This is a genomic window from Paenibacillus sp. FSL R7-0198, from assembly GCF_038000415.1.
Classification (GTDB): Bacteria; Bacillota; Bacilli; order Paenibacillales; family Paenibacillaceae; genus Paenibacillus.
Genome location: NZ_JBBOCB010000001.1, coordinates 1,583,592 through 1,598,724 on the forward strand (window position 1 = coordinate 1,583,592; position 15,133 = coordinate 1,598,724).

At 46.3% G+C, this 15,133-nt stretch carries 15 protein-coding genes; 1 reads left to right on the top strand and 14 read right to left on the bottom strand.

From position 1 onward, the window contains the following. Positions 1-88: 88 nt before the first annotated feature. From MKY87_RS06770 to gpr, 13 genes are all read right to left on the bottom strand, one after another. On the bottom strand, positions 89-481 hold the full coding sequence (locus MKY87_RS06770) for a hypothetical protein (protein ID WP_339790136.1): 393 nt from the start codon (positions 479-481) through the stop codon (positions 89-91). Further along, on the bottom strand, positions 474-653 hold the full coding sequence (locus MKY87_RS06775; protein ID WP_017687220.1) for a YfhD family protein: 180 nt from the start codon (positions 651-653) through the stop codon (positions 474-476). The genes MKY87_RS06770 and MKY87_RS06775 overlap by 8 nt, the downstream gene beginning before the upstream one ends. Before the next feature lie 280 nt (positions 654-933). Then, positions 934-1,302, bottom strand: coding sequence for a hypothetical protein (locus MKY87_RS06780; protein WP_338588005.1), 369 nt, complete (start codon positions 1,300-1,302; stop codon positions 934-936). Between the two features lie 239 nt (positions 1,303-1,541). Beyond that, positions 1,542-2,666, bottom strand: a complete 1,125-nt coding sequence (gene dnaJ, locus MKY87_RS06785; protein WP_062835521.1) for a molecular chaperone DnaJ — start codon at positions 2,664-2,666, stop codon at positions 1,542-1,544. Between the two features lie 129 nt (positions 2,667-2,795). Further along, positions 2,796-4,640, bottom strand: coding sequence for a molecular chaperone DnaK (gene dnaK, locus MKY87_RS06790; protein ID WP_091028373.1), 1,845 nt, complete (start codon positions 4,638-4,640; stop codon positions 2,796-2,798). 160 nt (positions 4,641-4,800) lie between these two features. After that, complete coding sequence (grpE, locus tag MKY87_RS06795) at positions 4,801-5,373, bottom strand: nucleotide exchange factor GrpE (RefSeq protein WP_133385571.1); 573 nt, start codon at positions 5,371-5,373, stop codon at positions 4,801-4,803. Between the two features lie 35 nt (positions 5,374-5,408). After that, positions 5,409-6,440, bottom strand: a complete 1,032-nt coding sequence (hrcA, locus tag MKY87_RS06800; RefSeq protein ID WP_338588007.1) for a heat-inducible transcriptional repressor HrcA — start codon at positions 6,438-6,440, stop codon at positions 5,409-5,411. A 255-nt stretch (positions 6,441-6,695) separates the two neighbouring features. Continuing rightward, on the bottom strand, positions 6,696-7,166 hold the full coding sequence (locus MKY87_RS06805) for an N-acetyltransferase (protein WP_017687214.1): 471 nt from the start codon (positions 7,164-7,166) through the stop codon (positions 6,696-6,698). Between the two features lie 118 nt (positions 7,167-7,284). Then, positions 7,285-8,469, bottom strand: coding sequence for a radical SAM family heme chaperone HemW (hemW, locus tag MKY87_RS06810; RefSeq protein WP_036668565.1), 1,185 nt, complete (start codon positions 8,467-8,469; stop codon positions 7,285-7,287). A gap of 182 nt (positions 8,470-8,651) precedes the next feature. Continuing rightward, on the bottom strand, positions 8,652-10,466 hold the full coding sequence (gene lepA / locus MKY87_RS06815; RefSeq protein ID WP_076211672.1) for a translation elongation factor 4: 1,815 nt from the start codon (positions 10,464-10,466) through the stop codon (positions 8,652-8,654). Positions 10,467-10,611: 145 nt separating this feature from the next. After that, positions 10,612-10,971 carry a hypothetical protein gene (locus MKY87_RS06820; protein WP_338588008.1) on the bottom strand — a complete coding sequence of 120 codons (360 nt, stop codon included), beginning with the start codon at positions 10,969-10,971 and terminating at the stop codon, positions 10,612-10,614. A 53-nt stretch (positions 10,972-11,024) separates the two neighbouring features. Further along, a complete protein-coding gene (locus MKY87_RS06825; RefSeq protein ID WP_315372316.1) occupies positions 11,025-12,320 on the bottom strand; it encodes a stage II sporulation protein P in 1,296 nt (431 codons plus the stop codon). 145 nt (positions 12,321-12,465) lie between these two features. Beyond that, positions 12,466-13,467, bottom strand: a complete 1,002-nt coding sequence (gene gpr, locus MKY87_RS06830) for a GPR endopeptidase (RefSeq protein ID WP_036615103.1) — start codon at positions 13,465-13,467, stop codon at positions 12,466-12,468. A 175-nt stretch (positions 13,468-13,642) separates the two neighbouring features. Here gpr and rpsT point away from each other — a divergent pair, with 175 nt between their 5' ends. Next, positions 13,643-13,915, top strand: a complete 273-nt coding sequence (gene rpsT, locus MKY87_RS06835) for a 30S ribosomal protein S20 (RefSeq protein WP_024628504.1) — start codon at positions 13,643-13,645, stop codon at positions 13,913-13,915. Positions 13,916-14,103: 188 nt separating this feature from the next. Here the strand turns inward: rpsT and holA are convergent, their stop codons facing one another. After that, positions 14,104-15,120: a DNA polymerase III subunit delta gene (holA, locus tag MKY87_RS06840; RefSeq protein WP_339790133.1), complete on the bottom strand. Its 1,017-nt coding sequence runs from the start codon at positions 15,118-15,120 to the stop codon at positions 14,104-14,106. Positions 15,121-15,133 lie beyond the last annotated feature (13 nt).

A 15,133-nucleotide genomic window follows, 5' to 3' on the forward strand; every position in this document is an offset into this window, starting at 1 on the left:
TCCGCAGCCTGACTGCTCGAATATCCTGTCATCTATTCATCCATATCTGTTTCGTTTACTTCAGTATTTTGCATAATTCGAATCTCACTTAACAAAAACGCCCACCATTCTGTGTGATCATCTCTGCGGCTTGCGGGAGCGAATCGTTGGATACGGACACGGTCAGCAAAATTTCTTGTTTTAGCCTGTTTGCCGAGACCTCTTTGGGTGTATCATACACCTGACCATTGGACAACATTTCTGTTTCATCACTGATCAAGGCGAGTACATTCAGTTCGCCACTAAATCCTCCAACGACGGCTGTAGGAGAATTATCTGAGCTCGTAACATCGTGTGAGTCCAATGCAGACGCTTCATTGCCAAGGCTCTCGATACTCAATTGGTTCGGGTGCAACAATTCCAGGGCTCTGCGTGCAGACTCCGCCTCAGTCCAGCTTGTAAAAACAGCTTCGAGGGTCACCGCCGAGCGATCTTCAGTCATGCAGCTCCCGTCCCTGACGTCGATCAGCCGCTTCACTGCGGCGTAGTGCTTCGATATCTTCATGATCCGCAGCTTCAGCGCTGAATTCCACGTCCTCATTTTTCGCGGATTGCATACGTTTCATCTTTTCCGTTTTGGTTAAAATCTTGCCTGGACGTTCATGCTCTGCCATTGTAATGCTCCTCCTTCAAATTGTATAAGTTCAACTAAATCGTATTTACACTGACACTCCGATGACAGAACAACCTTCCGATCGCTGTTATCCCCAGATTTTTTTTAATTCCCTTCTTCAAAGGGAAAATCCGGGGATAGCGTATGCTTCCGAAGTAGCTTTCTTGCGAAAGCTTTTAGGCGAACGCTTCGCTTCTTCAGGTTTTTTCTGTCCTCTCCGTTATTGTGTAAATGTTTAGATTGAATCTTATATTGCTGGTCTAAATATATATTTCTTGAAACTAGATCAATCCACCGGCTTGTTCGATAATAGACATAGCACGGTGATGTACCGATTCATCTACGATGACGGTTAGTAATACATCCCTTCCTGTAGGTCCACCCTGTCCACCATCACTCATGCCGCTTGCAGAAGGGTCCGCCGCAGCCATGATTCCAGCACTGGCATTCGTTTGCATCGAATCGGGCACCCATGATGAAAAACTGCCGGAAACGCCCGGCTTGTAGGAAGCCCCGCTTGGTCCTACACCCGCATATCGGCTGAATCGATTAATTGACAGGTCCTCCACTCGCAATGCCTCCAGTTTTTTGGCTGCCCCTTGAGCCTGTTCCGGGCTGTGAAAGTACGCCAAAATATTTTTCTCGGTCATCCGCTTCACCTGCTTCCCTAATTTCTCGCATATCAGCTATGCATATCATTCTCGCCATGCTATCTTTCCGCAAGTTCGCTCAGAATATACCGAAATGCTCCCACAAATTGCTGTCGTTCTTCGTAGCATAAATCCATGGATTTCACAAAAAACACTGAACCACTAAAAAGGCGCACAAAAAAGGACACCCCGCGGTAAAAACCGCTATGGTGTCCTGTTGGGCTTGCTTTATTTTATTCTCAGTCGCCGCGGAAGGCGCGTTTCACTCTATCAAAGAAAGATTGTTCATGCTCATGTGTTTGCTCTCCATCCAGCGCAGCGATTTGGCGAAGCAGATCTTTCTGCTCGTCATTCAGCTTGCTAGGTGTAACCACAACCACTTTCACATGCTGATCCCCTTGCCCCATACCGCGCAGGCGTGGTACACCTTTGCCTTTGAGGCGGAAATACGTTCCCGTTTGTGTACCAGCTGGTACTTTCAACTTCACTTTTTCAGTCAACGTTGGGATTTCAACTTCATCTCCCAGAGCTGCCTGTGCAAAGGTAAGTGGGATTTCGCAATAAATATCGTCACCTTCACGCTCGAAGAAATCATGTGATTTCACGCGAATGACAATATACAGATCTCCCGCTGGTCCGCCACGCAGGCCTCCCTCGCCCTCACCTGTCATACGCAGTTGCGCGCCATCATCTACACCCGCTGGAATGCGGACATGGATTTTGCGTTGCTTGCGGACTTTACCGCTACCACTGCACGTTGTACATTTTTCTTTGATAATTTGGCCCGAACCACTACAGTTCGAACATGCACGGCGATTAACCATACGACCAAACGGTGTATTTTGCACGACTTCCTGCTGACCGCTACCTTGGCAGACCGAGCAGGTTTCCGGTTTCGTTCCAGGTTTGGCACCTGAGCCATGACAGGTATCACAGCCTTCTGTACGCGGAATCGTAATATCGGTTTCTTTACCAAATACAGCTTCCTTGAACTCAATCGTCATCGTATACTGCAGGTCATTCCCCCGTTGCGGAGCATTTGGATCACGTCGTCCACCGCCACCGCCGCCAAAGAACATGTCGAAGATGTCGCCAAATCCGCCGCCGCCAAAATCACCGCCACCACCGAATCCACCTTGATTCGGATCGACATGACCATATTGATCATATTGTGCACGCTTCTGACCGTCACTCACTACGTCGTAAGCTTCTTTAACTTCTTTAAATTTAGCTTCCGCATCAGCAGCCTTGTTTACGTCAGGGTGATACTGACGGGCAAGCTTACGGTAAGCCTTTTTAATCTCATCGTCGTTAGCCGTTTTACTAACGCCAAGCACCTCATAATAATCACGCTTTTCAGCCACTCTTCCACCCCCATATCATTCACCATATCGCACATCGTGACAAAAGGAAAGCCAAAGCGCGGGAGCCCCGGCTATGACTTTCCCTCTAATTCGAACGTCACCGATGTTTAATTCGCGTAGAACTACGAATTAGTTTTGTTTTTTATCTTCATCCACAACTTCGTAATCAGCGTCTACGACGTTGTCACGTTTAGCGGAACCTTGTTGCTCTTCAGCACCTTGCGCTTCTTGCTCTTGCGCCTGAGCTTGCTCATACAGTTTCACGGACAGTTGTTGAACGATCTCTGTCAGTTCTTCTGTAGCAGCTTTGATATCTTCCAGGTTGTCGGAAGCCAGCACGCCTTGCAGTTTTTCTTTGGCAGCATTTGCTTTTTCAACTTCGCCAGCATCTGCTTTTTCGCCAAGATCTTTGATCGTTTTGTCAACAGAGTAGATCAATTGATCTGCACTGTTTTTCGCTTCAACGAGTTCTCTGCGTTTTTTATCTTCTTCAGCGTGCAACTCAGCATCTTTCATCATTTGCTCAACTTCAGCATCGCTCAAACCGCTGGAAGAAGTGATTGTGATTTTTTGAGTTTTGTTAGTACCTTTATCTGTTGCAGATACGTTAACGATACCGTTGGCATCAATATCGAAGCTAACTTCGATCTGCGGAACGCCACGTGGAGCTGGTGGAATATCACCCAACATGAAACGTCCAAGCGATTTGTTACCTGCTGCCATCTCACGCTCACCTTGCAGAACATGAATCTCAACGCTTGGTTGATTGTCTGCATAAGTGGAGAATACTTGAGATTTGCTTGTAGGGATCGTTGTGTTACGCTCGATCATTTTAGTGAATACGCCACCTGCTGTTTCGATACCCAGGGACAGTGGAGTTACGTCAAGCAATACAACGTCTTTCACGTCACCTGTCAGTACGCCCGCTTGTACAGCAGCACCCAACGCTACAACTTCATCCGGGTTAACGCCTTTGTGAGGCTCTTTACCCGTCAGTTTTTTGATTGCTTCTTGAACTGCAGGAATACGTGTGGAACCACCAACCAATACGATCTTGTCGATATCGTTAGCTGTCATACCCGCATCGCTCAATGCACGACGAGTCGGTTCAAGCGTACGCTCAACCAGACCTGCAGAGATTTCTTCAAATTTCGCACGGCTCAGGTTCAACTCCAAATGCTGAGGAACGCCATCAGCAACCGTGATGAACGGCAAGGAGATCGTTGTAGTCAATACGCCGGAAAGTTCTTTTTTCGCTTTTTCCGCTGCATCTTTCAAACGTTGAACCGCTGCTTTATCTTTACTCAAGTCAATGCCTTGATCTTTTTTGAATTCACTTACGAGATAATCAATGATTACTTGGTCGAAGTCATCCCCGCCCAGTTGGTTGTCCCCGCTCGTTGCTTTAACTTCGAAGAAGCCGTCACCCAGTTCAAGAATGGATACGTCGAACGTACCGCCACCCAGGTCATATACCAGAATCGTTTGGTCTTCGGATTTCTCCATACCGTATGCCAAAGCTGCTGCTGTAGGCTCGTTGACGATACGCAGAACTTCCAAACCTGCAATTTTACCCGCATCTTTAGTCGCTTGACGCTGACTGTCATTGAAGTAAGCTGGTACAGTGATAACTGCTTGAGTTACCGTTTGACCCAGATAAGCTTCAGCATCAGTTTTCAATTTTTGCAGGATGATTGCAGAGATCTCTTGTGCAGAGTAGTCTTTGCCATCGATTGTTTCCTTGTGGGAAGTACCCATGTGACGTTTGATCGACATGATCGTACGATCCGGATTGGTGATCGCTTGACGTTTTGCAGTTTCACCAACAACACGCTCTCCATCTTTTTTGAAACCAACTACGGATGGAGTTGTACGTGCGCCCTCCGGATTTGGAATTACGACAGCCTCGCCGCCTTCCATTACTGCTACGCATGAGTTTGTTGTTCCTAAGTCAATACCAATTACTTTGCTCATCCGAAAATTTCCTCCTCAACAATTTAAAATGAATGGGTCTGATCTGACCCTTATTTAGATGTTCATGTTGCTAATCGTGCTCTATGTGTACAAACCTTTATATTAAACTTCGCCCACATTGTTCAACCACGGAGCCAACTCATTCCTTCCTATAAGGAAATTATGAGCTGACTTTTACCATAGCTGGACGAAGCACTTTATCTTTCAGCATGTAGCCTTTTTGGACTTCCTCAACAACGATACCTTCTTCGTACTCGTCGCTCTCCACTTGCATAATTGCTTGGTGGAATTCAGGATTGAACGGTTGTCCTACCGATTCCATAGCCGTCAGACCTTCATTATTCATCACGGTTTCCAATTGACGGAAAATCATTTGGATGCCTTTTGAGAAAGATTCGACCTCTGCTCCTTCCGGTACAGTAGCCATGGCGCGCTCGAAGTTATCAATAACCGGTACCAGTTCGGTGACCAGCTTCATCGAAGCGTATTTAGCCAATTCTTCTTTTTCCTTCTGCGTACGACGACGGAAGTTATCAAAATCAGCCTGTGCACGGACATAACGCTGCTGTTGCTCCTCAGCTTCTGCCTTCAGACGCGCAAGCTCATCCTGCTCCTGACCAGCCATCTCTTCAGCTTGTGCTTCTGCAGCGCCAGCTTCATTAATAGGCTCCTGCTCAGCTGCTGTTACCTCTTGTTCTTCTGTAAATGATTGCTCCTCTTTCAAGATGTTCACCTCCTTATACGAATGAAATGGTTCATTCCCGAATCTTATTTGAAACGATGTGTCAGCATCGTCGTCAAGTCACGGGATAGTGTATTTAAAATATGAATGACACGTGCATAATCCATCCGCGTGGGTCCTAAAATACCGATCGAACCCAATGCCTCACCGTCCAATGAATAGGAGGCTGTAATCAGGCTGCAGTTGGCAAAGGCTTCATGATCATTTTCAGTGCCGATTCGCACTTGAATACCAGATCCACCCGGCACGGGCATCATCAATTTCATGAGTGTTGGTGTCTCTTCCAGCAGGTCAAGAATATCTTTTACCTTTTCGATATCTTTAAACTCCGGTTGAGTCAACATGTTGGTGGCACCACTGAGGAACAGACGATTATCATGTTCGTTGTCAAAGGCACTGTTCAGCACCTGCATAACTTCCTCATAACGTGTAATATGCCGTTCCATCTCTTGCCCAAGTTCGGTATAAAGACGGGATTTCAATTTGTAGATTGGTACGCCCACAAGTTTGGTATTTAACAAACGAACCACATTTTCCATCTCGGCTACCGAGATTTCTGGTGGAATCTGGACCGTCTTGTTCTCCACCTGACCTGTATTGGTCACAATGATTGCCACAGCTTCACTTTCATTCAACGGAAGCAATTGGAAGTGACGTAGGGACGTATGGAATACTTCCGGTCCAAGCAGGATCGAAGTATAATTCGTCATATGTGACAAAATATTGGATGCATGCTGAATAACTTGCTCCATGACGTTCAACTTTTCAGCGAAGAACGACTTCAGATCATCCAACTCCTGAGGCTCCACCTGATTCCAGGGAACCAAATGATCGACATAATATCGATAGCCTTTATGGGATGGAATGCGTCCAGCCGATGTATGCGGCTGTTCCAGAAAGCCCATATCTTCGAGATCCGCCATTTCATTACGGATCGTCGCCGGACTGTATCCAACATCTCCCCTTTTGGAAATGCTCCGGGACCCTACGGGCTCAGCTGAACGGATATAGTCATCCACTATAGCGTTCAGAATCATTCGTTGACGCTCTGTTAACATGGTGAGTATTCCCTCCTTCTGACTGTACTGTCCCATGTCGTTAGCACTCCGGTTAGATGAGTGCTAAGCGGTAATACAAAAATACCAAACTGACGTGAACATTGTCAAGTGAGTTTGATGAGTGGGCTCATCTATTTATAGTATAGACCAATGTCAACGAGTCCTAACAACTTTATTGTACATACTTTAAAGTAAAAAAGGACTGCATGTAGGGCAGAGGCTGACTCGGCTCGATTCATGCAGTCCATTCAGTTATTAGGCTGAAACGTTAAGCTCTTTCAATACAGCGATCTCATCACAACAATCCTGCTTGCTGCAATGAACACAGTCGGTCCATACTTTCTCGGGGAAAATCTCCTTTTCCACCACGGCAAAGCCGTTTTTGAGGAAAAAGGACACTTCATATGTCAACGCCATAACCTTAGGAATCTGTTGTTTCTCCGCTTCTTCTACCAGTCGGTCCAGCAATCGGGAGCCAATACCGAGCCCTTTGTGCCCTTCCGAGATACCGAGTGATCTGACTTCTACCAGATCATTCCCCAGACGACAAAGCGATCCGCAACCCACCACTTCACCATCAACTTCGGCTACAACAAAGTGCTCCAGCTGTCGGTGCAGTATTTCCCGTGATCGCGGAAGCATGATCCCACGCTCTGCATAGCCCTTAATCATTTCATACAGTGGTTCAACATCTTCCGGCACGGCTTTTCTGCATATTACCGACATCCTGCTCTCCTCCTATTACCAAGCTTTCCAGAGGAAAGCTGACTTCGTAGTTGTTAAATTAACACGCTCTGTAAAATCAATATGAATAAATATACAACAGAGCGTATAGAATTTCAAGCTATGAATTCAGCGATATGGACCCGATAAACTCCGCAAAAACGTCATTTCCGAACAGGATACCCTGCTCGCTCAGTCGGAAGCCGTCTGCCGTCCGCTCAAGCAGCCCTGCGTTTAACATTTTGCCCAAAGGCTTTGCAAACACTTCTTCCATGGACTCTCCGAACTGTTCGCTAAAACGTGAGGCCGAAGCCCCCTCCAACATTCTCAGTCCAACCATCAGATAATCTTCCATGGCCTCAGGGCGAGCAATCTCAAAATGATCCAGACGAGGCAGTCCTGCACGCGAAGCTTCAACATAAGGATTTATACCTTTAATATTCATATGCCGTTCGCGGCCTACATATCCATGCGCACCTGCACCCAGACCATAGTAGTCCTCATTACGCCAGTAGGTAATATTGTGACGACTCTCAAAGCCCGGCTTGGCAAAGTTACTGATCTCGTATTGTCCATAGCCTGCTTCTTTCATACGTCTCATTAATAGAAGATACATCTCCAGCTCGTCATCTTCATGAGGAAGTGGCAACTGGTTCTTCTGATACAGTGTATGGAAAAGTGTATTCTCTTCCACTTTCAGGCTGTAGATGGAGTAATGCGGCAGATCCAGTTCCAGCGCTTTGTCGATACTCTCATTCAACATTTCAACAGTCTGGTTCGGCAAACCAAACATCAGGTCAATGGACAGGTTATTCAATCCCGCTTTTCGAGCATTCTCCAAACTGCGATATACATCATCCGTATTATGAATACGGCCAATGCCTGTCAGCAGATCATTCTGAAACGCCTGCACGCCAAAGCTGACACGGTTGACGCCGCCTTCTTTCATCGCAGCAAGCTTCTCCGCATCCGTGGTTCCCGGGTTGGCTTCCATCGAAAATTCAATATCGTCCGCCCAATTTGGGAAATACGTCTTCACGGAACGAAGAAATACTGCCATCTCATCCGGTTTCAGAGCTGTTGGCGTACCCCCACCTACAAATATGGTCTTGATCTCACCCGGTGGATTGGCCTTAACTGTATGTTCCATCTCCCGTTCCAGCGCTTCGAGATATTGCATCACGGGCTGATCTTTCAGAACGTAGGAGTTAAAGTCGCAATAAAAACATTTATTCGTGCAAAAGGGAATGTGAAGATACACCGCTTGGGGCGCACCTGTCTTCCGGCTGTGTGCTGCCAATGTCATGGCAAGTCCCCCTCTATTTGAAAAAAGGAAAGCCATCCGGCTTCCCTTTCAGCTTAGTTATTTAATATTCTGTGTTGTACCAATTCAATTTCGATACACACACTCTGTGATGTACCCGAAATTGAATTCTCCTAATCTAGTTTGAATACTCACATTCTGTGACGTATTTCAAATTAGATTATTTAATCATCAATTTTCAGTACCGCCATGAATGCCTCTTGTGGCACCTCAACGTTACCAACCTGCTTCATCCGCTTCTTACCTTCTTTCTGCTTCTCAAGCAGTTTCCGTTTCCGCGAGATGTCACCACCATAACACTTGGCAAGTACGTTTTTACGCATTGCTTTTACCGTCTCACGAGCAACAACTTTGGTACCTACAGATGCCTGAATTGGCACCTCGAACATTTGCCGTGGAATCAGCTCGCGCAGTTTCTCACAGACAATGCGTCCGCGGTTATAAGCACGGTCACGGTGAACGATGAAGGACAGAGCATCCACCTGTTCGCCATTGAGTACAATATCCATTTTTGCCAGATTGGACTGACGGTAACCGGACAACTCATAATCCAGAGATGCATATCCTTTGGTACCGGATTTCAACTGGTCGAAGAAGTCATATACAATCTCGGACAACGGAATCTCATAGGTAATGGTAACCCGGGTTGTGTCCAAATATTCCATATTTACATATTCACCCCGTTTATTCTGACACAGCTCCATAATGGTACCTACATAATCATTCGGCACGATAATATCTGCCTTGACGTATGGTTCCTCGACGTAATCAATCCGTCCCACCTCAGGATAGTTGGATGGGTTGTCGATTTTCATCACTTCACCATTCGTTAAGGTGACGTGATAGATTACACTTGGTGCCGTTGTGATCAACGGAATGTTAAACTCCCGCTCGATCCGCTCCTGGATAACGTCCATGTGAAGCAGCCCAAGGAATCCGCAACGGAATCCAAAACCGAGTGCACTGGATGTTTCCGGTTCAAAGCTCAGAGACGCATCGTTCAACTGCAATTTCTCCAACGCTTCACGCAGATCAACATAGTCCGATGTTTCGATCGGATAGAGACCACAATACACCATTGGGTTAATTTTACGATAACCCGGCAAAGGTTCCGGTGTTGGATTTTTAGCATCTGTCACCGTATCCCCGACTTGTGTATCGCCAACATGCCGGATACCTGCAACGATAAATCCAACATCCCCGACGTTCAGCTCGTCCACGATGGTCATACGAGGTTTGAACGCTCCAACTTCAATGACTTCAAATGATTTACCTGTTGCCATCATTTTGATTTTGGAACCGGATTTGATTTTGCCATCAACAACACGCACATATACGATTACACCTTTGTACGGGTCATAGTGCGAGTCAAAGATCAGCGCTTTCAAAGGCTGGTCAGGATCACCAGTTGGAGCCGGAACACTTTTCACCACTTGCTCCAAAATTTCTTTGATTCCGATTCCTGATTTGGCCGAAGCCAAGACCGCATTACTTGTGTCCAAACCAATAACATCTTCCACTTCCTGCTTCACCCGTTCAGGATCAGCGCTCGGAAGGTCAATTTTGTTGATAACTGGTAAAATTTCAAGGTTGTTATCCAATGCCAGATACACGTTGGCAAGTGTTTGGGCTTCGATTCCCTGAGCCGCATCCACAACCAGCAGAGCACCTTCACATGCAGCAAGACTGCGTGATACTTCATATGTGAAGTCTACGTGTCCCGGTGTATCAATCAGATTCAATAAATACTCTTCACCATCATCCGCTTTGTAAGTCAAGGCTACTGCTTGTAGCTTGATCGTTATTCCACGTTCGCGTTCAAGGTCCATCTTATCCAGAACCTGTTCCTGCATTTCACGTGACGTGAGCGCACCTGTGTGCTCCAAGATCCGGTCCGCAAGTGTTGATTTGCCGTGATCTATATGTGCAATGATAGAAAAGTTACGAATTTTACGTTGTCTTGCCCGAATGTCAGTCATTCCTTACCCCCAGAAACAGCCTAGTGTCAATCACTTCATTATAACAGTTGAAGCACAGTGCATCAATCCCGTGTTGTCTCAACTTTATAATAAAGTGTGATCATACACTCCTAGAGGTAATATTGTACCTTTAATCCATGGTATTTTATTCAGCAACGCCACTAAAAAGAGAGACCACCCATTTGATGCCACTGTGTGAGAGATTTTGCAATAGTCCAGCCGTTTTGTCTGCCAACACATCGACCGGAGCTTTACTCTGATCTGCCCCAAGCACTTGGCTTGGTGACTGAACAGGTACAAACGTTGGTTCTTTGATCTCCTTCTGGACAGGTGCAGTTGGAACAGATTCGGTAACCGATGAAGTTGGCTCAGTTGTCACCACGGTTGACGTGCCTCCTGATGGATTGCCCATATGAAAGTTGCTGCCAGCCAGCTGCATTCCGAACAGAACACCCAGCAACATTAATACAGCCATGGATAACAGTCTTTTACCGAATCTGGACATATGCTTTGCCTCCTGTCACTCTACTATTTTTATCTTCTTTACATATATAATTCCTATCCACCCTGCGACGAGGTTTCCGCACTGGCTTTGTCCACCTTCTGATCTTCCCAATACACTTGGGCAATCATGTCTGCTAGAATCTTCGATGTCCGTTGTAACTCAGCTCCTGTGTTGTCTATGCCGCCAATCTCAATCAAAATGCTGTTGGGTGAAAGGGTTTGATTATACTCTCCATTGTTGGCTCCTCCGCCATCCTTGCCCCACACACCACGGGATACCCCAGGATACTTCGCTTCCAGTTTCTTATGAATTTTCGCTGCAAAGGCTTCATTCTGCCGCCAATTTGGATTTTCATGTCCAATAATGAAATACACTTTGGCATAGCCCAAGTCATTAATTGTTGTTGTTGTTTTGCCATGACGCTGTGAATCACGATGAATGTCTATGAGATACGTCAGATCATCATTTTGAGCGAGTGCCGCTTTTACCGTTTGACGGGAGTATTTATAGGAATAGTTCCAGTTGTAGTCCTTAACTTTAGTGGGGTAATCATCCTTGGCGTGTTCTACGCCGATTCCCAGCTTCTCCAGACTGTCTGAGAGGTAGGTTCCCACTTGAAACACATTGCCTGTTGATTTGCCTGTTGATGGATTATCACTTTTCGTACCTAGCAGTGGATTGTAGCCTTCCCTTGGATGGGAATGATAGATAAGAATTGACTTTTTGCCTGTTGTCGGTGAGCCTGAATTGTCTTTCTCACCATTCTTCGCTGGGGGGTCCTCTTTACCTTCTCCATCTCCAGGCTCACTCGACTCAGGTGGATCCGTATTGTCCTGGCCTGGTGGAATATGCAGCTCACTACCGGGTTTTCCTCCACCTGCAGAAGCCGTATCCGTAAGACCGGGACCGGGCTGATAATCTTCGGGAGCCTCGGCTTTTTCGTTACCAGATCCAGGACGGAGCAGAACAGGTTGGTTGGAACCCATGCCCGGCATTTCTCTCGCAATCAGGCTCTTCGGATCTTGAGGATTTACATTCGTTAGTAATTGGAAAACAAAAGAGGTGAGATTCTCACCGGATATCGCAGAGGTCTGTTCCTTCTGGGTGAGATGGGGCATCTCCATACCGAGCATATCGACAAAAAAGCGGCTTGATACGGCACTCGCAAATCCTTTCATGGAAGAAACGGGTGAATTATTCAAGCGTTTCTCTGCCATCCCCCCCAGACCCAGTACGACAAAAAACAAGGCAGATATGATCATAAGCAACAACAACGTACGGCCCATGGCCAGCACGTGCAGACATCTTTTTTTCCACTTCCCAATATTCCAGGCCAATATCTTATTCATTCTGCTGTCTCCTTCCCTGCTGGACAACTCTTATACTTCAACTCTATGAGCCCGCCCAATTTGATAGAACAGGAAAATGAAAGATTCCAAAAACAAAAAAAGAAAGTCCGATAGATTCGGACCTTCTTCTCAGCAGTTTTAAGTTTTAATGTGTATAAGCAGCTACGTTATCCGGATTCACGGCATCATGGAGTGCGGCGTTAAGTCCTGTAGCGATAACATTGGCAATTCCCTCAATAAACTCATCGATTTCCTTTGGGGTAACAATGAGGTCATGACCCAGTGGCTCCAGTACCTCTTTCACCAGACTCAAGCGATCTTGCTCACCGATGTCGTCCAGCATACCCATGATCTGTTTGGTCTGATCCGTTTCCTGGCGGAAGTGTGAGCGCATCATCTCAATCACATTGTTCACAATGGTGGACGCATAACATACGGTTGGTACTCCGATGGCGATGCAAGGCACACCTAATATTTCACGAGTCAGGCCACGCCGTTTATTTCCAATACCGGAACCCGGGTGGATACCAATATCCGCTACCTGAATGGTTGTATTTACACGTTCCAGAGAACGGGAGGCCAGCGCATCAATCGCAATAATCGCATCTGGCTTGGTCCGATCTACAATCCCCTGTACGATGTCACTGGATTCAATGCCCGTTGTACCTAACACGCCGGGAGCAATCGCGCTGACTTCCCGATACCCTGGCGCAACCTGATCTGGCACCAATTCGAAATACTGACGCGTCACCATCAGATTTTCCACAACAAGTGGACCGAGTGAATCCGGGGTGACATTTAAGTTGCCCAAGCCAACAATCAAGACCTTGGATGTTTTGTTAATTCCGGCCTTAACCATAAAATCTTCCATTTCACGTGTGAACTCGGCAGCAACTCGCTCCTGTAACTCGGTATCACCATTCCGTAGTGAAGGTACTTCCAAGGTGACATAGTGACCTTTCACCCGACCAATAGCCGTGGCTGCTTCTTCAGTCAGGACATCAATACGTGTAATCGTAATGCCCTCTTTTTTCTCTACATCTTCCTGTAGTCCGGGAATCGTCTGTTTCTGTCCACCTTGCGCCATTTCCTTGGAGTCGATCGCCAAATCGGTACGAACTGTATAGTTTTGCAAATCCAGTGTCATTCTGTCCCTGCCTCCCTTACCGCATTTGAGCATATTGTGTGGGAAAAAGGGTTTCTTTATACAGCATGTCGAACATCGTAGGAATATCTGTTGCATTTTACATGCTAGCGTGATAGAATATTTTAAGTTGTGAAACGTTTGTATTCATGCAAATGCCTTACAGGAGGTGAATGTAATGCCAAACATCAAATCCGCTGTTAAACGCGTAAAAACGAGCGACAAGCGCCGCGCACTCAACGCTTCCCAGAAGTCTGCACTCCGTACAGCTGTTAAAGCTGCTGATGCTGCTCTGGTAAGTAACGAAGTTGATACTGCAAAAGCTGCGATTCAAGCTGCTTCCAAAAAGCTGGACAAGGCTGTAACTAAAGGTCTGGTTCATAAAAATGCTGCAGCACGCAAAAAGTCTCGCTTGGCGAAAAAACTGAACGCTCTTTCCGCACAAGCGTAAGAAGCGTTACTTATACGATTCAATGGAAAAATCCTGAACAGCATAGGCTTTCAGGATTTTTTAGTATCTGATTCGATAAGTATAAGACAAAGATAAAGCGACCTTTATTCCGATGATTTAACGATCATGGAGCAAAGGTCGCTTTGTTTGGTTATCATACTATTATTCTATCAGGTTTACGTATTCATTCACGCACCAAGTCTCAATAAGAACAGCTCCAGACCAAGTACTTTATCCACTGCACCTGTTTTCATCTGGTAATCAAGTTCGCTGAGGTGACTCAGAATCATTCTCAGACGTTCCGGCTGAAATTTACGAGCTTGCTCACCTGCAATCTTAACAGCATACGGATGAAGACCAAGCTGACTGGCAATCTGCTGTTGGGAGTAACTTTGTTGGCCCAACTCTTTCACCTGGATCATGATCCGAAACTGACGAGCGATTAAAGCGGCAATTTTAATCGGTTCTTCCCGCTGCTTCAGCAACTCATAGAAAAGAGCCAACGCTTTCTCCAGTCGCAAATTAGCGAGTTCTTCGACCAGCGAGAATACATTCTGCTCTGTACTACGGGCAACCAGTGACTCGATATCAGCACGCTTGATTGTCCCCCCATTACCAGCAAACAAACATAACTTGTCTACTTCAGCAGACAGGGTCTGAAGACCTGTTCCTGCATAGCTGATCAACGTTTCCGCCGCTCCCGTCTCCAAGGAAACATCCCGCTGCTTCGCCAGTTTCGCTATCCAACTCAACAGCTCATCTCCACTAAGTGGAGCAAAAGCAAGAACTACTGCCTGTTTCTTAACAGCCTTCACCAGTTTCTTACGCTCATCCAGCTTATCCCCTTGGGCCAGGAAAACAATCGTACTGTAATCTGCCGGATTTTCCATATATGTAAGCAGACGATCAACCTGATGTTCAATCTTGGATTCTTTACCTGCGGTGAACAGGCTCGCGTCCCTTACAATAATTAATTTGCGCGGAACCAGAAAAGGTACGGTCTCTGCTTCTTCAATAACGACCTCCACAGCCGTTTCAGACAAATCATATGGAATAATCGCAAAATCACGATGTTCTTCTTCAATAACCTGTTCTTTTAACATATCCGTAAATTGCTGTATCTGATACTTTTCCGTTCCATACAGCACATAGATCGGAGCCGGTTCTCCACTACGTATTGCCTTTGTTGCACTTTTTACATCCATTCACGGTGCCTCC